Raw genomic sequence first — 21508 nt, 5'->3', positions numbered from 1 at the left:
GGGGATGCGGCTACACGCAGTGAGCAAGCGACGGGGGTGTTCCCTATCTGATATCGGCAGTGAACTTCCACGACGATTTCTGCCAGGCCACCACCTCTTCGCCCAGCAACCAGGCCGACTGCGGGTAGCGCTTGGCCCAACCCGGGTTGGTGGCCAGCTTGAAAGCACGCGGCTTGTAGCTCAGCTTGACCGACTCGTGCTCGGGCATCTGCCGCGCGTGGCACAGCAGCACCGCCAGGCGCAGGGCCATGAGCTGTTTGGCGAACAGCTCGTCCTGCAGCGCTTCTTCGAGCTTGCGCAGCTTGCCGCGCTGGCCGAGCACCAGCTGGCTCATGCGGTGCAGTTCGGGCAGCGAAAAACCGCGGGCGTCTACGTTGTCCAGGATGTAGGCGCCGTGGTGGTGCGAGCGTTCGTGCGAGATGTGGGTGCCGATCTCGTGCAGCCGCGCGGCCCAGGCCAGCTTCTGCGAGTAGCGCTCGTTCTGTGCATCCAGCGCGGCGATCTGCGAGAAGAGTGCGGTGCTCACCGCGCTGACGCGTTTGCCCTGGGCTTCATCGGCCGAGAAGCGGTGGGTCAGCCAGTTCACGGTGCGTTCGCGCACGTCGCCGCCGTCGGTATCGCGGTCGATCAGGTCGTACAGCGCGCCGTGGCGCAACGCGCCCTGGGCGGGCAACATCTGCTCGATGCCGAACAAGTCGAAGATCGCGCGCAGCACGCTCACGCCTCCGCCCACCACGGGGCGGCGGTCGTCCTTCAGGCCTTCGATGCGCAACTGGTCGACGTTGCCCGCCTTGATCATGCGATCGGTGAGCCAGTCCAGTCCTGAGCGGGTCACCACGCCGGAGGCCCAGCCGTTGGCGGCCAGCATGTCGGCCACGGCGCCCACCGTGCCGGAAGAGCCGTAGGCCACGGTCCAGTCGGCCGGGGGGAATCTGTCCAGCGCTTCGTCGATCACCGCCTTGGCCGCCACCTCGGCCGTCTTGAAGGCGGCAGCGGTGAGTTGGCCCCGTGAGAAATAGCGCGTGGACCAGGCCACGCTGCCCAGGCGGTACGACTCCATGGTGCGGGGCGAGTAGCCCTGGCCCAAAATCATCTCGGTGGAGCGCCCGCCGATGTCGACCACGAGGCGTTTTTCGTCGGAGTGCGGCAGCAGGCGCGAGACGCCCTGGTAGATCAGGCGTGCTTCTTCGTAGCCGGACACCACGTCGATCGTGAATCCCAGGATCGCCTGGGCCTGGCGCACGAATTCGTCGCGGTTTTTGGCCTCGCGCAGGGTTTGCGTGGCCACGGCGCGCACCTGCTGGCGCTTGAAGCCGTGCAGCCGCTCGGCAAAACGGGCCAGACACTCCCAGCCGCGTTCCATGGCCGCCTGACTGAGGTTTTTTTCTTCGTCCAGCCCGTTGCCCTGGCGCACGGTCTCCTTGAGGTATTCGATGCGCTCGATGTGGCCCGAGTGGTACCGGCCGATTTCCAGCCGGAAACTGTTGGAGCCGAGGTCGATGGCGGCGAGGAGGGTTCCGTTTTGCATGCGAAGGGGGGAGCGGTGAGCCTGGATGGCTCAGGGAAAACGAGGATGGCGGGGCGAGCCCGGATTGTGACGCATGCCCGGGCCAGTACCCCGAATCGGGGGGCGCCCGGCACCGCCGGCTCTGTGACATTCGCGAGTTGTCACGGGGTTGTCACATTGCCTGCCTAGAGTCGCTCCTGTTCCTCTTCCCAACCGCAAGGAGTCTCGACATGATCAACAAACGCATCTTCCTTCAGGCCGTGGCCGCCGCCGCCATGGCGACCGCCGGCATGGGTTCCGCCATCGCCGCCGACATCACCGGCGCCGGCGCCACCTTCCCCTTCCCGATCTACGCCAAATGGGCCGAGGCCTACAAGAAGGAAACCGGCACCGGTTTGAACTACCAGTCGATCGGCTCGTCCGGCGGCATTCGCCAGATCCGCGCCAAGACCGTGGCTTTCGGTGCTTCCGACGCGCCCGTGCCCGGCGCTGACCTCGACAAGGACGGCATGGTCCAGTTCCCCGCCATCATCGGTGGCACCGTGCCCGTGATCAACCTGGAAGGCTTCGCCCCTGGCGAGTTGCGCGTGACGGGCCCCGTGCTGGCCGAGATGTTCCTGGGCAAGATTTCCAAGTGGAACGACCCCAAGCTGACCGCCCTGAACCCAGGCAAGGCATTGCCTGACGCCAACATCACCGTGGTGCACCGCGCTGACGGTTCGGGCACGACCTACAACTGGACCGACTACCTGACCGTGGTCAGCAAAGACTGGGCCGACACCGTGGGCAAGGGCGCCGCCGTCAAGTGGCCTGCACCGTCCTCCGTCGGTGGCAAGGGCAACGAAGGTGTTGCAGCCAACGTGAACCGCGTCAAGGGCGCGCTGGGCTATGTCGAGTACGCCTACGTCAAGAAAAACAAGATGAACTTCCTGCAACTGCAGAACGCAGAAGGCAAGTACGTCAGCCCTGATGACTCGGCCTTTGCAGCTGCAGCCGCCAGCGCCGACTGGTTCAGCATGCCAGGCATGGGTATCTCCATGGTCAACGCCAAGGGCGCTGCCAGCTGGCCCGTGAGCACGGCTTCCTTCATCCTCATGTACAAGGACCCGGCTGACAAGGCGCAGTCCGCCGAAGTGCTGAAGTTCTTCGACTGGGCCTTCAAGAACGGCAAAGGCCTGGCTTCCGAGCTGGACTACGTGCCACTGCCCGATGCGCTGACCGCGCAGATCCGCTCCAAGGTTTGGACGCAGATCGCCAAGTAAGTTAGTCTGCTTCGCAAGTCGCATCCGCCGGTCGGTTCAGTCGGGCCGGCGGATGTTGATTTGTGGGGCCGGTTTCAACCGGATCGGAGTCACCATGAGCCTGGGAACCACCATGAGTTCGCAACCTGTGTCCGTGCACCTGGACAACCCCAACATGGCGTCGATTGCCAAGCGGCAACGCTTCCAGGATGTCCTGTTTCACCGCATTACCCAGAGTTTTTCGCTGTTGGTGCTGATCGCCCTGCTGGGCATCATCGTCTCGCTGTTCATCAACGCCTGGCCCACCTTCCAGAAGTTCGGTTTCAACTTCATCTGGCGGGTCGAGTGGGACATCATCAACGAAGAATTCGGCGCCGCCATTGCCATCGTCGGCACCATCGCCAGCGCCACCATCGCCATGCTGATTGCCGTGCCGCTGGCCTTCGGCATCGCGCTCTTCCTCACCGAAACATGCCCCGTGTGGCTGCGCCGCCCGCTGGGCACGGCGGTCGAGTTGCTGGCGGCCGTGCCGTCCATCATTTACGGCATGTTCGGCCTGTTCGTGTTTGCGCCGTTGTTTGCCGACCATTTCCAGGTGCCGGTGCAGAACGTGCTCGGCGGCATGCCGCTGGTGGGCTTCCTGTTTGGCGGCAGCACCAACGGTTTCGGCATCCTGGCCGCCGGCATCGTGCTGGCCTTCATGGTGCTGCCCTTCGTGGCCGCGGTGATGCGCGACGTGTTCGAGATCGTGCCACCCATCCTGCGTGAATCGGCCTACGGCCTGGGCTGCACGACCTGGGAGGTGGTGCGTCGCGTGGTGCTGCCCTACACGCAAAAGGGTGTCATCGGCGGCATCATGCTCGGCCTCGGTCGGGCCCTGGGCGAGACCATGGCGGTGACCTTCGTCATCGGCAACGCCAACCGCATGCCGACCTCGTTGTTCTCTCCAGGGACTTCCATTGCCTCCACGCTGGCCAACGAGTTCGGTGAAGCCGCGGACTTCCACCTCTCCACGCTGTTCGCGCTGGGCTTCCTGCTGTTCGTGATCACCTTCCTGGTGCTCTCGGCGGCCAAGATCATGATGATGCGCGCCGAGAAGGCCAAAGGGTTCTGACATGGAATTCAACAACCCCATCTACAAAGCCCGCCAGCGCGCCAACGCCGTCGGCCTCACGCTCTCCATGGGCGCCATGGTGCTCGGCCTGGTGGTGCTGCTCTGGATCCTGAGCGTGCTGCTGACCAACGGTCTGGCCGCGCTCGACTGGAACATGTTCACCCAGTCCACGCCGGCCCCGGGCAGCGATGGCGGTGGCCTGGCCAACGCCATCGTCGGCAGCCTGATGATGGTCGGCTTCTCGGTGCTGGTCTCCACGCCCATCGGCGTCTTCGCCGGGGTGTACCTGGCCGAGTACGGCGACGAGAGCAAGACCGCCGAGCTCACCCGTTTCGTGACCGACATCATGCTGTCGGCTCCTTCCATCGTGCTGGGCCTGTTCGTGTACGCCATCGCCGTGGCCACGGTGGGCAACTTCTCCGGCTGGGCCGGCAGTCTGGCCCTGTCGCTGATCGCCGTGCCGGTGGTCGTGCGCACCACGGAGAACATGCTGCGCCTGGTGCCGGGCAGCCTGCGTGAAGCGGCATTCGCCCTGGGTGCGCCGCGCTGGAAGGTGGCCACGCTGGTCACGCTGCGCGCGGCCAAGAGCGGTGTCATGACCGGCCTGCTGCTCGCGGTGGCCCGCATCAGCGGTGAAACGGCGCCGCTGCTGTTCACCGCACTCAACAACCAGTTCTTCAGCACCAACATGGGCGCACCCATGGCCAACCTGCCGGTGGTGATCTTCCAGTTTGCGCTCAGCCCGTACGACAACTGGATCCGCCTGGCCTGGGGTGGTGCGCTGCTCATCACCCTGTCGGTGCTGGTGCTCAACATCGTGGCCCGCGTGTTCCTGCGCGAGAAGAAGCTGGGTTGATCCCGGCGCTCCCCATCCTCCCAGTTTTCAAAGATATGGACATGACCATGCCGAATGCCGCCCTCGCAGCCCAACCCGCAGTCGCCGCGAAGAACGCGCTGGAATTGCGCAACCTCAACTTCTTCTATGGCAAGTTCCAGGGTCTGAAGAACGTCAACATGAACATCGAGGAGCGCAAGGTCACCGCGTTCATCGGTCCCTCGGGCTGCGGCAAGTCGACCCTGCTGCGCACGCTCAACCGCATGTACAGCCTGTACCCAGGCCAGCGCGCCGAAGGGCAAATCAACTTCTACGGCCAGAACATCCTGGACGACAAGCAGGACATCAACCTGCTGCGCGCGCGCATCGGCATGGTGTTTCAGAAGCCCACGCCGTTTCCCATGTCCATCTACGACAACATCGCCTTCGGCGTGAAGCTCTACGAGAACCTGGGCCGCAGCGAGATGGACGACCGTGTGGAATGGGCGCTGTCCAAGGCCGCGCTGTGGAACGAAGTGAAGGACAAGCTCAACCAGAGCGGCCTGTCGCTCTCGGGTGGTCAGCAGCAGCGCCTGTGCATCGCGCGCAGCGTGGCGGTGAAACCCTCGGTGTTGCTGCTCGATGAGCCCACCTCGGCCCTGGACCCGATCTCCACCGGCAAAGTGGAAGAACTGGTGCACGAGCTCAAGCAGGACTACACCATCGCCATCGTCACCCACAACATGCAGCAGGCGGCACGCTGCAGCGACTACACCGCCTACATGTACCTGGGCGAACTGGTGGAGTTCGGCTCCACCGAGCAGATCTTCTTCAAGCCAGCCAAGACCGAGACCGAGGACTACATCACCGGGCGTTTCGGCTGATTCGCCGCGGGTTGAAAATCGACCAGTTCCAAGCCATCACGGGAGATATTTCATGAGTGACAAACACATATCCAGCCAGTTCGACGCCGAGCTGAATTCCATCTCGTCCCAGGTCCTTGAAATGGGTGGCCTGGTCGAGTCCCAGCTGCACCAGGCGGTGTACGCGCTGGTGCACATGAGCATGGAGTCGGCCGATCAGGTGATCGAGAACGAGAACCGCATCAACCAGATGGAGATGCAGATCGATCACGAGATCATCTCCACCATCGGCCGGCGCCAGCCCACCGCGCGCGACCTGCGCTTCCTGATGGCCATCTCGCGCACCACGCAGAATCTGGAGCGCGCCGGTGACGAGGTGGCCCGCATTGCCCGCATGGTCAAGTCCATCATTGAAAATGGTTCGCCGCGCAACCTGCCCAGCTCCGAGCTGCGCATGGCCGCCGACCTGGCCTCGGCCCTGCTGCGCAAGACACTCGACTCGTTCGCGCGCCTGGACACCACCATGGCGGTGGCCATCATCAAGGGCGACAACGCCATCGACAACGAGTACAACGGCTTCCTGCGCAAACTCATCACCTACATGATGGAAGACCCACGCACCATCTCGCCCAGCCTGGACCTGCTGTTTCTGGCCAAGTCGATCGAGCGCGTGGGCGACCACGCCAAGAACATTGCCGAGCAGATCATCTTCATCGTGAAGGGTGAGGACGTTCGCCACACCCCCATGTCTCAGGTGGAGTCGGTGGTCGGATGAGAAAACTTCCCCGAGTCCTCGTGGTCGAGGACGAACCCTCCATTGCCGAGTTGATCGCGGTCAACCTGCGCCACAACGGCTTTGCGCCCACGGTGGTGTTTGACGGCGTTGCCGCGCAGCGCGAGGTGGATGCCGTGCTGCCCGACGTGATCCTGCTCGACTGGATGCTGCCCGGCGAGAGCGGCGCTTCGCTGGCTCGCGCATGGCGCAAGAACGAACGCACGAAGACCGTGCCCATCCTCATGCTCACCGCTCGCAGCGACGAGAGCGACAAGGTGCAGGGGCTGGACGCCGGTGCCGACGACTACATCACCAAACCGTTCTCGACCCAGGAGCTGCTCGCACGCATCCGCGCGGTCCTGCGCCGGCGTGCGCCCGAGATCGTCAACGACTCGGTGCAGGTGGGCGAACTGGCGCTGGATGCAGCCACTTACCGCATCACTTTCCGTGGCGCCGAGCTCAAGGTCGGGCCCACCGAATTCAAGCTGCTGCACTACCTCATGAAGCACGCAGAGAGAGTGCATACCCGTGGTACGCTGCTCGACAAGGTCTGGGGAGACCATGTTTTCATCGAGGAGCGAACCGTGGACGTGCATGTCAAACGATTGAGGGAATCACTGGGTGAAGCCTCGGGCATGATCGAAACGGTCCGTGGCGCCGGCTACCGGCTCACCTCGATGAACAACACCGGGCGACCGGCGCAAGGCACCCCCATTTCCGCGGCATGACGCGGCGCGCGATAGAGCTCCTGCTCCTGGTCGCATTTGGGGCGGTGCTGGGCTGGACGCAGGATTCCCCCGGCTGGACATTTGCGGGCGCATTGGTCGGCGCGCTGTTCTGGTCGGTCATTGACGGATTGCGCGCCCGCAGCTTTCTGCACTGGCTCAACAAGGCCGACGTGACCCGCCAGCCCCGCCTCTCAGGCACCTGGGGCGAGATGGTGGACCGGGCACGCAAACTGGTCAAAAAGCTGGAGAAGAAGGCGCAGAGCAGCGATGCCCGCCTGGAAGACTTTCTCGCCGCCATCCAGGCCTCGCCCAATGGCGTCGTGCTGCTGGACTCCGCTGGCCGGATCGAATGGTCCAACCTCACCGCAGCCAACCACCTGGGCTTCGACCCGCAGCGCGACCTGGGACAGTACGTGCGCAACATGGTGCGCAATCCGGCGTTCACCGCTTATCTGGCGGGTGGGGAGTTCAACCAGGAGATCCAGATCGACGGGATCGGGCCACGTCCCTCCCAGCCGTCCAAGATATCGGTGCAGATCCACCCCTACGGCAAGAAGCGCAAGCTCATGCTCACCCGCGACGTCACCGCTGTGCAGCTGGCCGAGACCATGCGGCGCGATTTTGTGGCCAACGTGTCGCACGAGATCCGAACGCCCCTGACCGTGCTCAGCGGCTTTGTCGAAACCATGCAGAGCATCCCGCTGGAAGAGGCCGACCGCACGCGTTACCTGGGCCTCATGAGCCAGCAGGCCCACCGCATGCAGACGCTGGTGAGCGACCTTCTCACGCTTTCGCGTCTTGAAGGCAGCCCCGCACCCGGCCCGGGTGAGTGGATCGACAGTGAAGAGCTGCTCACGCACGTTGTGCAGGAGGCCCGAGGCCTGACGCAGGCGATCTCCGCCACACCGCACCAGATCGATCCCCTGGCAGGGCCATCCATGTGGGTGTCAGGCGCCAAAACCGAGCTGCTCAGCGCCATGTCCAACCTGCTCAGCAACGCCGTGCGCTACACGCCGGGTGGAGGCCTCATCCAGACGGGCTGGCGCTTGCGATCCGACGGCTGGGGTGAGTTCTTCGTGAAGGACACCGGGCCGGGCATCGCCGCCGAGCATCTGCCGCGGCTGACCGAGCGCTTCTACCGGGTGGACCGCAGCCGATCGCGGGAAACCGGCGGCACCGGTCTGGGTCTGGCGATCGTGAAGCACGTGGCGCAGCGCCACGGTGGTCATATCGACGCCGAAAGCGTGGTCGGAGAAGGCTCCCGGTTTGCGATTGCCTTGCCGCCCAATCGGGTGCGTGAGCGAGTCACCGGCTGAGCCGCTCTCAGTTGCCCACACGCTGGTAGATCAGCAAGCTCTCTTTGGTGTCGGTGAGCCGTCTCACGGTGGACTTGAATGCCCAATGGGTGAGTTCGACGCGTTGGTGCAGCGTGGCCTGGCTCGCCGGCGCCACCACCAGGCTCTGGCAATCGGCGCCAGCGCCGCGGTTCGAGGTGCGCACCAGATTCAGCGATCCGTGGTACTGCAGCGCAGCAATCTGGGCTTGACTCAGCCCGTCGGCCAGCACACAGCCCTCGGCCGGGACCAAGGTCGCAATGCGCCGTGAAATCGGGCCATAGCTGCGGCCGAAGTCCAGCAAAGGCAGCCAAAGCGTCATGAGCAACAACCAGCACAAGGTGCTGCCCGCCGCAGGCAACACGAGGCTCTTCCACAGCGCCTGCCGGTGTTTGCCGACGCGCCATGACACCAGCCAAAGCCATGCGCCGGTGGCCACAGCCCCCGCCAGAAACAGCGTCCAGGAAAACTCGGGCACGAATCCGGGCGCCAGCTTGGCCACGTTGGCTGCCGGCTTGGCCGGAATGCCGGTCTGCATGGCGAACCAGATGACCCAGATGACCAGGGCGCAACCCGAGAAGAAGATCAGCGTGAACCAGTCGATCAGGGCCGAGACGCTGCGACGCAGTGTGGGCAGGGCAAAGGCCGCCAGTGCGGCGAGCGCGGGCAAGGCCAGCAGCAGGGCCCGGTCGCGTTCGGGTGAGAGTGCGCTGTCCACCACGCTCACCAGCGCCGCCCACAGGGGCAAGGCGACGTGGGGGCGCAGCAACTGGTGGCGCCAGCGCCAGAGCGTCCACAACACCAGCGGCCAAGCGGGCCAGGTGAACCACACCAGCAGCTTGCCCCAGCTCTGCCATTCCACTTGATTCAGCGCGGTTTGCAGGCCGGGGACAGGGACTTGTCCGCTGAGTGCTGAGGCGGCCACGATCAGCCCCAGCACCACCGCCGACCAGATCACCGGATCGCGCTGCGAAGGTGCTTCGCTGGTGAGCCACGAGGTGTCGGGCTCCTCCTGGCCGCGACGTGAGAGACCCAGAATCAGCAGCAGGCCACCACCGAGCGTGACAGCGATCCACGGTGCCCCGCTGAACACCAGGCACACCACGGCCACGCCCCAGATGGCCACGCTGCGCCACGGCTGCCGGTAACCGGTGTGCGCCATGCGTGAGGCCATCAGGAGCATCAGCGACACCAGTGCGAGCCGCGCCAGATCGGGAGTGGTCTCGTGAGACAACTGGGCCAGGCCCAGACAGGCCACGAGCGCCAGCAAGCCGGCATCGGCGAGCGCGCGCGCATAGTCGGTTGGCTGCGCCTCGCCCCCGAAGGCAAACTGCACCGGCTGTGCGGCGGGCTGACGAGCCAGGTGGTAAACCGTGTACCAGGTGCAGGCCAGGGCGAGGGCCAGCAGCAGTGCAAAGGGCACGCGCACCGCGAACTCGGGGGAGAGGAATGGAAGCAGCTTGATGAAGATCGCGCCGAGCCAGTAGGGCAGGGGCCCGGCTTCTTCCACCGCCACACCCAGCACCTGCGGGTTCCACCACCCACTGTGGCCAGCGGCCATCTCCAGCATCACGCCGAAGGCAGACACATCGGCGTTCTTCCAGGGTTCACGCCCCAAGAATCCCGGCAGCACGTAGGCCGCGCAAAACAGGAACAGGGCGATCCGGGGGAGCCGGCGCACGGCTGACTGGGTGACGATGGCGGGGGTGGGCTGGTTCACTGCGGGGAATATACAAGGGGCCCGTGGCCGACGGTGGGGAAGCTGAAGACGAAAAAAAAGCAGCCGGGAAACCAGCTGCCATTCTTGTGCAGGACCCAGCGCCCCGCGGGACGCTGACCAGCCAGCCGCTTACTTGGCGGCAGGCGTCGTCTTGCCGTAACGGTTGCGGAAACGCTCCACACGACCACCCATGTTGTCCACGCTCTTCTGCGTGCCGGTGTAGAAGGGGTGTGACTCGCTGGAGGTGTCCAGCTTGTACAGCGGCAGCTCGCGGCCGTCTTCCATCTTGATCATCTCTTTCGTGTTCGCACAGGAGCGGGTCACGAATTTGAAGCCATTGGAGAGGTCCTGGAAGCAGACTTCGCGGTAGTTGGGGTGAATGCCGTCTTTCATGACGTGTCCTTGAGGTTCAGGTGCGGCAGCCGCAAGGGAACCATTCCCCTGTACTTGTCGCGTTTGGTAAAGCCGCAGATTATAGCTCGATAGTCCCGATCGGAGCGAAGTGCCCGCTACCAGAAACACCGAGGAACCGGCTCTGCCGGGCCTCAGGTGTTGTCCCCCTTCCAGGGGGGAAGCGCCGTCAGGCGCGCAGGGGGGTTACCCACCCCTTCGCATCATGTCGAAGAACTCGGAATTGTTCTTGGTCGACTTCATGCTCTTGAGCACCATCTCCATCGCCTCGATTTCGTCCATGTTGTACATGAACTGGCGCAGGATCCGGGTCTTCTGGAGGATTTCGGGCTGCAGCAGCAACTCTTCGCGGCGGGTGCCACTGCGGTTGAGCTGGATCGAGGGGAACACGCGCTTTTCGTACAACCGGCGGTCCAGGTGGATTTCGCAGTTGCCGGTGCCCTTGAACTCTTCAAAGATCACCTCGTCCATGCGCGAACCGGTGTCGACCAAGGCCGTGGCGATGATGGTGAGCGAGCCGCCTTCTTCGATCTTGCGGGCGGCACCAAAGAAGCGCTTGGGGCGCTGCAACGCATTGGCGTCCACGCCACCGGTGAGCACCTTGCCGCTGGAGGGCAGCACGTTGTTGTAGGCACGGGCCAGGCGGGTGATCGAGTCGAGCATGATCACCACGTCCTTGCCGAGTTCGACCAGCCGCTTGGCACGCTCGATCACCATCTCGGCCACATGCACATGGCGCGCGGCGGGTTCGTCGAAGGTGGACGCAATGACTTCGCCGCGCACGGTGCGCTGCATCTCGGTCACTTCTTCGGGGCGCTCGTCGACCAGCAGCACCATGAGTTCCACCTCGGGGTGGTTGGCGGAGATGGCGTGGCAGATGTGCTGCATCATGACCGTCTTGCCGCTCTTGGGCGGTGCCACGATCAGGGCGCGCTGTCCGCGGCCGATGGGGGCAATGATGTCGATCACGCGGCCGGTGATGTTCTCTTCGCTCTTGATGTCGCGCTCCAGACGCATCTGCTCCTTGGGGAACAGTGGCGTCAGGTTCTCGAACATGATCTTGTGCTTGTTGTCCTCGGGGGGCAGGCCGTTGATCTTGTCGAGCTTGTTGAGCGCGAAGTAGCGTTCGCCGTCCTTCGGGATGCGAACCTCGCCCTCGATCATGTCGCCGGTGTGCAGGTTGAAGCGGCGGATCTGACTGGGCGAGATGTAGATGTCGTCGGTGCTGGCGGTATAGCTGGTGTCCGGCGCGCGCAGGAAGCCAAAGCCGTCGGGCAGCACTTCCAGCACGCCGTCCGCGTACACCAGTTCGCCGCCCTTGGCGCGCTTCTTGATGATGGCGAACATCAGCTCCTGCTTGCGCATGCGGCCGGTGTTTTCGATCTCAAGCGCTTCAGCCTGCTTGAGGACTTCAGACACGTGCAGTGCCTTGAGTTCGTTGAGGTGCATGGAATTCACTCCGGGAGGGAGTTGAGTCGGGAACCGGGGGAGGGGGCGCTGGCGTCCGGATGTCGGACGGTACGCAATTGAGAGGCGGGGTCTGTCGGATCCGCCTGCGGGAAATTATGACAGGAAAAGAAAGCGGCTGAGAAGGGTGCCCGGGCATTGCACCCAGGCACTCCTCAACAAAGCATCAGGCGAGCTGTTGATCGATGAACGCGGTGAGCTGGGCCTTGCTCATGGCGCCGACCTTGGTGGCTGCCAGCTGGCCGTCCTTGAACAGCATCAGCGTGGGGATGCCACGAATACCGAACTTGGCCGGCACGTCGCGGTTGTCGTCCACATTGAGCTTGGCGATCTTGAGCTTGCCGTCGTAGGAGCCGGCCACTTCATCGAGGATGGGGGCAATCATCTTGCAGGGTCCGCACCATTCGGCCCAGAAGTCGACCAGGACGGGCGCCTGCGCATCCAGCACGTCGACCTGGAAGCTTGCATCGGAAACATGTTTGATCAGGTCGCTCGCCATGATTCATCCTAAAAAACGTTGAACGGGGAGGTTAAAGTTTGGGCACTTGCGCGGGCTTCAAGAGCTTGAAGGTCACCGCTGGGCCAACCAGTCCGGGCAATTGTGACAGAAACCCCCATTCCATGACGCCTGCCAACCCGCCTTCCGAATCCGGTCTTCCCGCCTTGCCCGGGCAAGAAATCGAAGGCGGCGCTAGCGATTGGTCTTTGTTGATCGAGACCCTGTCGCGTGCGCTGGCCGAGCGCGGCCTGGATGCGGGCAGCGCGGTGGTGTTGGTGCCCTACGCCCAACTCATGGACGTCGGACGGCGTGCCTGGTCGACTCACCACCCCGACGGCTTTGCGCCGCGCTTCGAGTCGAGCCGCAACTGGGCGGCATCGCTGCAGCCCTTCTTGCCCGGCGCCACCGACCTGAGCATGGACATGGCGCGCGACAGCCTCGTGGCCGCGGCCTTCATCGACCGGGTGGCGCCGGCCCGGGCCGACGCCGAGTTGCGCGCCGTGATGGTGACGCGCCTGGTGGAGGCCGCGCGACAACTTGCGCCACTGGCTGCGGCCGTGCCGCCGGAGCAACGCACGGCCTGGGCCGAATCGCTGCGCCTGGACCTGTTGCCGGGCCCGGCCTCGCTGCAATGGGAAGGACTGGTGGCCACGCTGGCGCTGACCTGGGCCAGCACATCCACATACGCCACCGACGTGTTGTGGAGCCCGCAGGCCGGCCCCGGCGCGGGCGCACAGGCTTTGGTGGTGCTGCAAGGCTTTCAGACCGATCCGCTGGCCGCCGCTCTGGTGGCGCACTGGGGCGAGCGCGCGCTGAACCTGTCGTGGGACGTGGGTCAGCCGCCGAATGCCGAAACCTCGGGCTGGACCTTGCACGCCTGTGACGACGCCGAAGACGAAGCGCAACGCGCGGCGGCCTGTGTGATTGCGCGGATCAACCAGGGTCATCAGCCTGTGGCGCTGGTGACCATCGACCGGCTGCTCACACGGCGCGTGAGCGCGCTGCTGCACGGCGCTGGCGTGGCCGTGCGCGACGAGACCGGCTGGAAGCTCTCCACCACCCACGCGGCCGCGCAACTCATGAGTTTGTTGCGCGCCGCCTCGCCGCGCGCCTCCATGGACGATGTGCTGGACCTGCTCAAGCAGGCCCCGCGCTGGTCCGAGGAGATTGTGCTGACGCTGGAGCAACTGGCCCGCGAAGCCGGTGTGTCGCAGTGGCGTGCCGCCATGCGCATGGCCAGGCTGGAGCAGGCCTTGCCCGACGGCCTGAGCGAAATTCTGGAGGGCTTGCAGTCGTCTCGCAGACTGGTGCCTTGGCTGGACGCGGTGGCGCAGGCCTTGAAGGCCATCGGCCTGTGGGATGCGCTGCAACGGGATGCGGCAGGGCAGCAGGCTTTGCAGGTGCTGCGCCTCGAAGACGGCGCGGCGCGCGAGCTCTCGGACATAGGCGAGACCTCGGCCGAACCGACCGCGCACCGGGCAGCCGGGCGCAAATCTCTCGCTGCGTTCACCGCCTGGGTGCGCGACGTGCTCGAGGGCGCGACCTTCATGCCGCGAGGCACTGGCGAGGCGTCGGTGGTGATCCTGCCGATGGCGCAATTGCTCGGCCGCTCGTTCGCGGCCACGGTGGTGCCCGGCTGTGACGAAGTGCATCTCAACCCCAGCCCGGAGCCGCCCGGCTCGTGGACCGCAGCGCAGCGCGATCTGCTGGGCCTGCCCTCCCGCGAGACCTTGGCCCAGGCCACGGCCAGCGCCTGGCAGTTGCTGCTGTGCATGCCGCGCCTGGATGTGCTGTGGCGAACGCAGGAACTCGGCGAACCCGTCATGCCCAGCGCCTGGGTGTTGGCACTGCAGGCCGAGCAGGACCGCAACGGCATCGACCCACGCACGCCGACCACCCTGGTGTCTGTGCCGTCCGTGCGCCCCTCTCCGTCGGCCGGCGACGTGTTGCCCGGTGCGCTGTCGGCCAGCGCCTACCAGGATCTGCGCGATTGCCCGTACCGCTTTTTCGCCCTGCGCCAGTTGCGGTTGGTCGATGCGCCCGAACTCGCGGCCGAGCCGGACCAGCGTGACATGGGCAACTGGCTGCACGCGGTGCTGCGCGCCTTTCACGAACAACGCGGCGATTCGCGCCCCGGGGCCGAGGCGGATCGCGCGGCGCTCGATCGCATCGCCATCGAGACCGCCGCCGCCATGGGACTGAATGCCGGCGAAGGTGGGGCGGGATTCCTGCCCTACGAGGTGGTATGGCCCGCCACGCGCGATGGCTACCTGGAATGGCTGGCCACGTTCGAGGCCACATCCGATCGGCCCGGCCCACGCTTCGTAGAAGCTGAAGCGGTGATGACGGCCAGCGTGGGCCCGTGGAAGCTGTACGGCAAGCTCGACCGCGTGGATGCGCAGGACAGTCCCGAGGGCCCGATTCCGTTCGTGATCGACTACAAGACCGAGAACCGCAAGACCACCCTGGATCGGTTGAAGGAGCCGCTGGAAGACGTGCAGCTGGCCTTCTACGCCGCTCTCTTGCCCGACGACAACCTGCGCGCCGCCTACCTCAGCATCAACGACCGGCCGGGCTCGGCGGCCACCGAAAGCGCCACGAAACTGGTGGAGCACACCGAGGTGCTGGAGGCGCGCGAGCAGCTGCGCGCTGGTGTTTCGCACGACATGGCGCGCGTGGCCGCAGGTCACCCCATGCCCGCCTTGGGCGAGGGCCGGGTGTGTGAGTTCTGCAAGGCCCGTGGCCTGTGTCGCAAAGATTTCTGGAGCCTGGCATGAGCCCCCAGAAGGCCTACCGCATCAACGGCACGCCCGTGTCCCGCGAAGACTTCTACGCGCTCGCCTGCGACCCCGCGCGCAGCATCGCGGTGGAGGCGTGCGCCGGCGCGGGCAAGACCTGGATGCTGGTCTCGCGCATCCTGCGCGCGCTGCTTGACGGCTGTGCTCCGCAAGACATCCTGGCGATCACCTTCACCAAGAAGGCCGCGGGCGAAATGCGCAAACGCCTGGGGGACGAACTGCGCCGCTGGGCCGATCTGTCCGATGGCGAGCTGCTGGAGGTGTTGCAGCAGCGCGGCCTGGGTGCAGCCGATGCCGAGCGGCGCGTGCCCGAAGCCCGGAGCCTGCATGCGCGCGTGACTGCCCTGGGGCGGCCGGTGCAGGTGCGCACCTTCCACAGCTGGTTCGCGGCCTTGCTGCGCGGCGCCCCATTGTCGGTGTTGCAAGAGCTGCAGCTGCCGGTGCAGTACGAGCTGCTCGAAGACGACACGCAGGCCGTGGAGCAGGTGTGGCCGCGCTTTTACGGCGCGCTCGCCGCCAGCGTCCCCGACCGCCAGGATTTTGTCGACGCGGTGGGCACGCACGGTCGTTTTCAGACGCAACAAGCCTTGCGCAAGGCGCTGCAAAAGCGCGTGGAATTTGCCCTGGCCGATGCATCGGGCGTGGTGCAGGGCTCGGTGGATGCGATGGGTGAGCAGTTCCCCGAGTTCGCCGGGTTCGACGATCCACTTCGCTGGCTGGTCGAGCACGCGCCCTCCCGCAACCTGTTGTCGGGTGCCGCCGTTGCACTCGGCCGGGCCAGCGCCGTGACCTTTGCGGCCAAGGGCGTCGAGCTGGAGAAGGCCATCACCGCGCTGGACGGGGCAGCCGCGATCGACGCCCTGCTCACGCAGAAAAGCGAGCCGCGCAAGTTCAGCGACAAGATCGCCGGCATCGAACAGGTGCGGGCAGCGCAGGAGATTGCGCTGCGCGTGCTGGCCGCGCGCTCGCAGCACCAGGCCTGGCTGCATCACCAGCGCATGGCCCGCCTCACGCGGGTGCTGCTGGCCAGTTTCGCGGCGCTCAAGCGCGAGCGTGGCTGGGTCGACATGAACGATGTGGAGTCCGCCGCGCGCCGCCTGCTGGGTGACGCCGAACTCTCGGGCTGGTTGCAGCAGCGGCTGGACGCACGCGTGCGCCACCTGCTCATCGACGAATTCCAGGACACCAACCCGCTGCAGTGGCAGGCGCTCTACGGCTGGCTCTCGGCTTACGCCGGCGCCGGCCCGGGCGAGGCGCCGTGTGTGTTTCTCGTGGGCGATCCCAAGCAGTCCATCTACCGCTTTCGCCGCGCCGAGCCGCAGGTGTTCAAGGCCGCGCAGGCCTTCGTGGTGCAAGGCCTCTCGGGCGCCTTGCTCAGCTGCGACCACACCCGCCGCTGCGCACCCGCCGTGGTGGAAGCGCTCAACAGCGCCATGCTCGCCGCCGTGCAGGCCGGGGAATACAGCAGCGATTTTCGCCAGCACACCACCGAGAGCCACGAGCCCGGTGAGGTGGTGGCCTTGCCGCAGGTGCCGCGCAGCGCGCGCGAACGCGACACCGACATGGGACATGAAGCGATCTGGCGCGACAGCCTCGTCACACCCCGCGTGCTGCTGGAAGACACCATGTCCGCGCTGGAAGCGCGCCAGGCGGCCGACTGGATTGCCGCCGAAATCGGCTCGGGTCGTTTGAGCCCCGATGGTTTGATGGTGCTCGCACGCCGGCGCGAACGCCTGGCGTGGATGTTCGAGGCGCTGCGCGAGCGTGGCGTTGCCAGCGAGCAGCCGGAAAAACTCGACCTGTGCGAGTCACCGGCGGTGCAGGACGTGGTGGCGCTGCTGGACGCGCTGGTATCGACCCGCCACGACCTGAGCCTGGCGCGTGCGCTGAAGTCGCCACTGTTTGGCTGGAGCGACGACGCGCTGGCCTGGCTGGCCCGCTTGCAGCAGCACTGGACGGTGCGCCCCGGCACCGACGCCAAATCCGTCAAGTCCTCATGGTGGAACGTGTTGCAGCGCTTCGCGGAGCTGCCAGCGTATGAGAAAACCACGTTGCCATCAGTGCCGGAGCCGCTGGCGCAGGAGTTCACCGCCACCGCCGGGCGCCTACTTCGCTACCGCCAGTGGGTGCAGAGCCTGCCGCCCCATGACGCACTCTCGGCCATTTATGGCGATGGTGACGTGCTCGCGCGATTTGCCCGCACCGTGCCTGTCAGCCAGCGCGGCGGCGTGCTCGCACAACTGCGCGACCTGCTGGCCACCGCGCTGGCGCAGGACGGCGGGCGTTTCCTCACGCCCTACCGCTTCGTGCGCGCGCTCAAGGCCGGTGGCATCAAGGCCACGCCCACGCACAACAGCGGCGCTGTCCGCCTGCTCACGATCCACGGTGCCAAGGGGCTGGAAGCCAACACCGTGCTCCTGCTCGACACCGACACCGGCCCTTCGCGCCCCGAGAGCATGGGCGTGCTGATCGACTGGCCGGGCGAAGCGCCTGTGCCGCGCCGTTTCGTGTTTCTGGCCAGTGAAAGGAACCCGCCGGCCTGCGCGGCCAGCGCCCTGGTGCTGGAGCAACAGGCCCGCTCGCTCGAAGAACTCAATGCCCTGTATGTGGCGCTCACGCGGGCCGAATCGCGCCTGGTGATCTCCAGCTTCGAGCCCCATGCGCGCGGCAACGCGAGTACCTGGTACGAGCGGCTGTTGCCGCTCACGCAGCCGGTGGATGTGCACACCTCACCGGCACCACAGGTCGCTTCGGATGTGCCGGCCACCGACACCTTCAGCCTGCTCGCGCTGCCACGGTTGACACAGCCCGCGAGCACCGGGCTGCCCACAGCGACCGTGCCGGTGGTGGACGACGAGCGCACCCGCGTCGGCCTGGCGCTGCACCGCCTGCTGCAGTGGCACCCCACGCCCGCGCGCGGCTTCGACTGGTCCTCCGTGCACACCCACGCCGTGGCCCGCGAGTTCGCGCTCAGCCCAGCCCAGGCCACGCAGGCTCAGACCATGGCGCGGCGCATCGTGCAAGGCGAAGCCGCCTGGGCCTGGGATGACGCCGTGGTCGACGCCACCGGCAACGAGGTCGAGCTCTTTCACGGCGGTGAGCTCCTGCGGCTGGATCGCCTGGTGCGGCGCGCCGACACCGGCGAGTGGTGGGTGCTCGATTTCAAGAGCGCGGAGAACCCGGAACAACAAGTGGAGCTGCTTGCGAAAATGCAGAGCTACCGCCACGCGGTGCAAGCCGCGCGGCCCGGCGCCTTGGTGCGCCTGGCCTTCATCAACCTGCATGGTCGTTTGATCGAACTGCAAGACACATCGATCACCCCATGACCCACCCCGGCGCCATTTCATCCTTCAACGTGGACGTGTCCATCATCGGCGGCGGCCCCGCCGGTCTGATGGCTGCCGAGGTCATGAGCCGCGCCGGTCTGGCGGTCCACCTGTTCGACGCCATGCCCTCGGTGGGGCGCAAGTTCCTGCTGGCCGGCAAGGGTGGCATGAACCTCACGCACGCCGAGCCGCTGGATACCTTCGTCACGCGCTACGGCGGGGCGCAAGACCGCGTTCAGGCCCTGCTGCAGCACTGGGGCCCACAAGCCGTGCGCGACTGGGCCACCGGCCTGGGCATTCAGACCTTCGTGGGCACCTCGAACCGCGTCTTCCCCACCGACATGAAAGCCGCGCCCTTGCTGCGCGCCTGGTTGCATCGGCTGCGCCACCCGGACGAGGGTGGCGTGCCGGTGGTGTTCCACATGCGCCACCGCTGGCTGGGCTGGAACGCCTCGCCCGACGGTCCGCTGGTGTTTGAAGCCCCCAGCGGCCGGGTTGAAGTGCACGCTCGCGCGACCGTGCTCGCACTGGGCGGCGCCAGCTGGGCGCGCCTGGGGTCCGACGGCGCCTGGGTGCCGTGGCTGCAGGCCGCGGGCGTGGCGGTGAACCCGCTGCGGCCAAGCAACTGCGGCTTCGACGTGGCCGGCTCGGCGGCACACGGTGTGGCCCAGGGGTGGAGTGCGCATTTCAGCGAACGCTTCGCTGGTCAGCCCTTCAAGTCGGTCGCCATCCACACAACCGACAGCCTCGGTCAGCACTTTCAGCGCAAGGGCGAGTTCGTGGCCACGGCCACCGGTGTCGAAGGCAGTCTGATCTACGCCGCGTCCAGCCTGCTGCGCGACGAGATCGCTCGCAACGGCCAGGCCACGTTCGAGCTCGACCTGCTGCCCGACCGCAGCACCGAGCAGGTGCTGACCCACGTGAGCCATCCGCGCGGCTCCCGCAGCTTGTCCAGCCACCTCAAGAGCCGGCTCGGCCTGGACGGCATCAAGATGGGCATCCTGCACGAGCGGCTGGACAAGGACACGATGAACGATCCCGCGCGGCTCGCAACAGCCATCAAGGCCTTGCCCATCACCGTGCAAGCGGCCCGGCCGATCGATGAAGCGATCAGCAGCGCCGGTGGCGTGCGCTGGGAGGCCTTGAACAACGACCTCATGGTCGAGGCCCGAGCGGGCCTGTTCTGTGCTGGCGAGATGCTGGACTGGGAAGCGCCCACCGGTGGCTACCTGCTCACGGCCTGCCTGGCCAGCGGTGTGGCGGCAGGGGAGGGCGTGCGACGCTGGATCGCGGGCTTGCCAGCCTGAGTCACGCGAGCGCGCTCAGGTTCAGCGCGTACGACTTGCCCAACCACAGCGCGGCGTCGCGGTGGTCGCTCAGCGCGTCCCCGGTGTTGGGGTGGATGAGCACGTCGAGCGCGCCGTGGTTGAGCGACAGCCAGCCCACGACATGGGCGAACTCCGGCGCATCAAAAGCCAGCTGGTAGGTCCAGGCCGGGTGCGGCCCGACCGCCTTTTCATGGAACCGCCCGATGGCTACCCGCGCACCGAGCTCGGTGGCGATGACTTCGCGCAATGCCCAGGCTGCGTCGCGGCTGTCTGCGCCAAAGTACACATGGGCGTGCCAACTGTCGATGGAGGTGGGGTTGCGTGTGGTCATGCTAGTTGTAGGGTTCTCTTGCACGGTTGGCCTCCTCCAGCTTGCGGAAATTCACGCAGATCGGATCGTTCGCTTGCGAGGTCTTGAGGCACTCGCGCGCGCGACACAATTCGCGCGTGAAGAAGTTGCCGGCTTCGGCGCAGATCCGGGCCACGGTGGGCGCCGGGGCCACGGGCTTTGCCGGCGCGGGCACAGCGACGGCAGGCACGGGTGTGTTCTGGGCCTGACGACGTGCCTGCTCGGCGCGCTGTTGTTCGAGTTCCTGCGCGGCGCGGGCCTGCTCCTGAGCCGCCAACATTCGCTCGCGTCTCTCGCGTCTCTCGCGTTCGAGTCGCTGCTGTTTCAGTCGGGCGTTGTGCGCGTTCAGCGCATTCACCCGTTCGGCCTCTGCAGCCTCTGCAGCAGGGTCCACCACAGGCGGGGCAGCGGAGCTGGCGGTCTCGGTGGCCGGCGCGCTGACGGTCGGCTCCTTCACCTCCAGCACCGTCGCCACCGTCGGATGGGCTGCGGGTGGCGCCGACTCGGTCGCCAGCGTTGCGGGAACGGGCGAAGATGAAAGCGATGGGGTCCTCTGTTGCTGCAGGTAGAACCCTGCTGTCAATGCGGCGGTGACCAGCAGCATGCTCACCAACGCGAGTTTCCTGCTGCTCAGGCCCTTCGATCCGGCCACGGGTTCGAACGCTGGATGAACATCGACACGGGCCGTATCCGCCAGGAGCGGAACTGCTGGTGCTGGTGCTGGTGCTGGTGCTGGTGCTGGTGCTGGTGCTGGTGCTGGTGCTGGTGCTGGTGCTGGGGGTGCCTGCAACAGGGAGCAGCCGCAAGACTTGCAGAATCTTGAACCCGGCGGATTGGACGCCCTGCACGCCGGGCAGCTCGACGACGCCCCTTCAACCGACGCTGGGCTCGACCCGGTGGCCAACTTGCCACCGCAGCCTTTGCAAAACATCGCCTTTTCGCGGTTCTCCGTCCCGCACTTCGCGCACACCTTCCCCATGGCTCAACCTCACTGGTTTTGCAAGGGCTTGTATCACGATCAATGGGGGGCTGTACAGGCGCCCGCGCGCTGGGCTTGGCCATCGCGACAGTCGCCTGGAGGGAGTCTGAAAAAAAGAAGGTGACGAGCCTTGACCCCGGCACTGGATTCACAGTTAGGGCTGCTTGGTTCCCCACCTGACCCGGTTGGCCGCTTCACCATGCGGGAAGGCCCGTCGAGGTGAATTGTAGGCGATGCGCTGTGGTGGCGCAGGGC

Annotated in this window: 17 protein-coding genes, 1 other RNA gene and 1 pseudogene; 10 read left to right on the top strand and 9 right to left on the bottom strand. The window is 66.0% G+C overall.

Annotation, left to right across the window (positions count from 1 at the left end):
* Positions 1-43: 43 nt before the first annotated feature.
* Entirely contained in the window at positions 44-1528 is a 1485-nt protein-coding gene (gene ppx, locus V6M63_RS06650; RefSeq protein ID WP_332740705.1) for an exopolyphosphatase, read from the bottom strand.
* Positions 1529-1737: 209 nt separating this feature from the next.
* Between ppx and pstS the strand changes: the two genes are divergently transcribed.
* The 7 genes from pstS to phoR all read left to right on the top strand — a co-directional run bounded on the left by pstS (position 1738) and on the right by phoR (position 8358).
* On the top strand, positions 1738-2769 hold the full coding sequence (gene pstS, locus V6M63_RS06645; RefSeq protein WP_332740703.1) for a phosphate ABC transporter substrate-binding protein PstS: 1032 nt from the start codon (positions 1738-1740) through the stop codon (positions 2767-2769).
* Between the two features lie 94 nt (positions 2770-2863).
* Positions 2864-3862 (top strand): phosphate ABC transporter permease subunit PstC, encoded by a 999-nt coding sequence (gene pstC / locus V6M63_RS06640; protein ID WP_056274756.1) that lies wholly within the window; start codon positions 2864-2866, stop codon positions 3860-3862.
* Between the two features lies 1 nt (position 3863).
* The gene (gene pstA / locus V6M63_RS06635) at positions 3864-4718 is read left to right on the top strand and encodes a phosphate ABC transporter permease PstA (RefSeq protein ID WP_332740701.1); all 855 of its coding nucleotides are present in this window, start codon (positions 3864-3866) and stop codon (positions 4716-4718) included.
* Positions 4719-4765: 47 nt separating this feature from the next.
* Positions 4766-5560, top strand: coding sequence for a phosphate ABC transporter ATP-binding protein PstB (pstB, locus tag V6M63_RS06630; protein ID WP_056275055.1), 795 nt, complete (start codon positions 4766-4768; stop codon positions 5558-5560).
* Between the two features lie 52 nt (positions 5561-5612).
* Positions 5613-6314 (top strand): phosphate signaling complex protein PhoU, encoded by a 702-nt coding sequence (phoU, locus tag V6M63_RS06625; protein WP_056274751.1) that lies wholly within the window; start codon positions 5613-5615, stop codon positions 6312-6314.
* A complete protein-coding gene (phoB, locus tag V6M63_RS06620) occupies positions 6311-7042 on the top strand; it encodes a phosphate regulon transcriptional regulator PhoB (RefSeq protein ID WP_056274749.1) in 732 nt (243 codons plus the stop codon). The genes phoU and phoB overlap by 4 nt, the downstream gene beginning before the upstream one ends.
* Positions 7039-8358 (top strand): phosphate regulon sensor histidine kinase PhoR, encoded by a 1320-nt coding sequence (phoR, locus tag V6M63_RS06615; RefSeq protein WP_332740696.1) that lies wholly within the window; start codon positions 7039-7041, stop codon positions 8356-8358. The genes phoB and phoR overlap by 4 nt, the downstream gene beginning before the upstream one ends.
* A gap of 7 nt (positions 8359-8365) precedes the next feature.
* Here phoR and V6M63_RS06610 read toward each other — a convergent pair whose 3' ends face one another.
* The 4 genes from V6M63_RS06610 to trxA form a co-directional block, all read right to left on the bottom strand.
* Positions 8366-10096 (bottom strand): hypothetical protein, encoded by a 1731-nt coding sequence (locus V6M63_RS06610; RefSeq protein WP_332740694.1) that lies wholly within the window; start codon positions 10094-10096, stop codon positions 8366-8368.
* Positions 10097-10225: 129 nt separating this feature from the next.
* Entirely contained in the window at positions 10226-10489 is a 264-nt protein-coding gene (locus V6M63_RS06605; RefSeq protein ID WP_332740692.1) for a type B 50S ribosomal protein L31, read from the bottom strand.
* 204 nt (positions 10490-10693) lie between these two features.
* The gene (gene rho / locus V6M63_RS06600) at positions 10694-11956 is read right to left on the bottom strand and encodes a transcription termination factor Rho (RefSeq protein WP_291090042.1); all 1263 of its coding nucleotides are present in this window, start codon (positions 11954-11956) and stop codon (positions 10694-10696) included.
* 184 nt (positions 11957-12140) lie between these two features.
* Positions 12141-12473 carry a thioredoxin TrxA gene (trxA, locus tag V6M63_RS06595; protein WP_332740687.1) on the bottom strand — a complete coding sequence of 111 codons (333 nt, stop codon included), beginning with the start codon at positions 12471-12473 and terminating at the stop codon, positions 12141-12143.
* A 209-nt stretch (positions 12474-12682) separates the two neighbouring features.
* On the opposite strand from trxA, the gene V6M63_RS06590 reads away from it, so the two are divergent.
* From V6M63_RS06590 to V6M63_RS06580, 3 genes are read left to right on the top strand one after another with little or no spacing between them, the layout of a single operon-like run.
* Positions 12683-15250 carry a PD-(D/E)XK nuclease family protein gene (locus tag V6M63_RS06590; protein WP_332740685.1) on the top strand — a complete coding sequence of 856 codons (2568 nt, stop codon included), beginning with the start codon at positions 12683-12685 and terminating at the stop codon, positions 15248-15250.
* On the top strand, positions 15247-18597 hold the full coding sequence (locus tag V6M63_RS06585) for a UvrD-helicase domain-containing protein (protein WP_332740683.1): 3351 nt from the start codon (positions 15247-15249) through the stop codon (positions 18595-18597). Before V6M63_RS06590 ends, V6M63_RS06585 begins: the two co-directional genes overlap by 4 nt.
* Positions 18594-19904 (top strand): TIGR03862 family flavoprotein, encoded by a 1311-nt coding sequence (locus V6M63_RS06580; protein WP_332740681.1) that lies wholly within the window; start codon positions 18594-18596, stop codon positions 19902-19904. Before V6M63_RS06585 ends, V6M63_RS06580 begins: the two co-directional genes overlap by 4 nt.
* A gap of 1 nt (position 19905) precedes the next feature.
* Here V6M63_RS06580 and V6M63_RS06575 read toward each other — a convergent pair whose 3' ends face one another.
* From V6M63_RS06575 to ffs, 4 genes and pseudogenes are all read right to left on the bottom strand, one after another.
* On the bottom strand, positions 19906-20256 hold the full coding sequence (locus V6M63_RS06575; protein ID WP_332740679.1) for a DOPA 4,5-dioxygenase family protein: 351 nt from the start codon (positions 20254-20256) through the stop codon (positions 19906-19908).
* A gap of 1 nt (position 20257) precedes the next feature.
* On the bottom strand, positions 20258-20878 hold the full coding sequence (locus V6M63_RS06570) for a hypothetical protein (RefSeq protein ID WP_332740677.1): 621 nt from the start codon (positions 20876-20878) through the stop codon (positions 20258-20260).
* 207 nt (positions 20879-21085) lie between these two features.
* Positions 21086-21253: pseudogene (locus V6M63_RS24545) on the bottom strand (double zinc ribbon domain-containing protein); the annotation flags it as partial.
* A gap of 119 nt (positions 21254-21372) precedes the next feature.
* Positions 21373-21469: signal recognition particle sRNA small type (ffs, locus tag V6M63_RS06565), an RNA gene on the bottom strand.
* Positions 21470-21508 lie beyond the last annotated feature (39 nt).

It is taken from the genome of Hydrogenophaga sp. (assembly GCF_036675665.1).
Taxonomy (GTDB): Bacteria; Pseudomonadota; Gammaproteobacteria; order Burkholderiales; family Burkholderiaceae_C; genus Hydrogenophaga.
The sequence above is the reverse complement of the archived record's forward strand: the minus strand, read 5'-3'. Positions and strand labels throughout refer to the sequence as shown.

Excerpts from the sequence above, each read along its gene's own strand:
- ppx (WP_332740705.1), bottom strand. The coding sequence starts at position 1,528 with ATGCAAAACGGAACCCTCCTCGCCGCCATCGACCTCGGCTCCAACAGT.
- pstS (WP_332740703.1), top strand. The coding sequence starts at position 1,738 with ATGATCAACAAACGCATCTTCCTTCAGGCCGTGGCCGCCGCCGCCATG.
- pstC (WP_056274756.1), top strand. The coding sequence starts at position 2,864 with ATGAGCCTGGGAACCACCATGAGTTCGCAACCTGTGTCCGTGCACCTG.
- pstA (WP_332740701.1), top strand. The coding sequence starts at position 3,864 with ATGGAATTCAACAACCCCATCTACAAAGCCCGCCAGCGCGCCAACGCC.
- pstB (WP_056275055.1), top strand. The coding sequence starts at position 4,766 with ATGCCGAATGCCGCCCTCGCAGCCCAACCCGCAGTCGCCGCGAAGAAC.
- phoU (WP_056274751.1), top strand. The coding sequence starts at position 5,613 with ATGAGTGACAAACACATATCCAGCCAGTTCGACGCCGAGCTGAATTCC.
- phoB (WP_056274749.1), top strand. The coding sequence starts at position 6,311 with ATGAGAAAACTTCCCCGAGTCCTCGTGGTCGAGGACGAACCCTCCATT.
- phoR (WP_332740696.1), top strand. The coding sequence starts at position 7,039 with ATGACGCGGCGCGCGATAGAGCTCCTGCTCCTGGTCGCATTTGGGGCG.
- V6M63_RS06605 (WP_332740692.1), bottom strand. The coding sequence starts at position 10,489 with ATGAAAGACGGCATTCACCCCAACTACCGCGAAGTCTGCTTCCAGGAC.
- rho (WP_291090042.1), bottom strand. The coding sequence starts at position 11,956 with ATGCACCTCAACGAACTCAAGGCACTGCACGTGTCTGAAGTCCTCAAG.
- trxA (WP_332740687.1), bottom strand. The coding sequence starts at position 12,473 with ATGGCGAGCGACCTGATCAAACATGTTTCCGATGCAAGCTTCCAGGTC.
- V6M63_RS06585 (WP_332740683.1), top strand. The coding sequence starts at position 15,247 with ATGAGCCCCCAGAAGGCCTACCGCATCAACGGCACGCCCGTGTCCCGC.
- V6M63_RS06580 (WP_332740681.1), top strand. The coding sequence starts at position 18,594 with ATGACCCACCCCGGCGCCATTTCATCCTTCAACGTGGACGTGTCCATC.
- V6M63_RS06575 (WP_332740679.1), bottom strand. The coding sequence starts at position 20,256 with ATGACCACACGCAACCCCACCTCCATCGACAGTTGGCACGCCCATGTG.
- V6M63_RS06570 (WP_332740677.1), bottom strand. The coding sequence starts at position 20,878 with ATGCTGCTGGTCACCGCCGCATTGACAGCAGGGTTCTACCTGCAGCAA.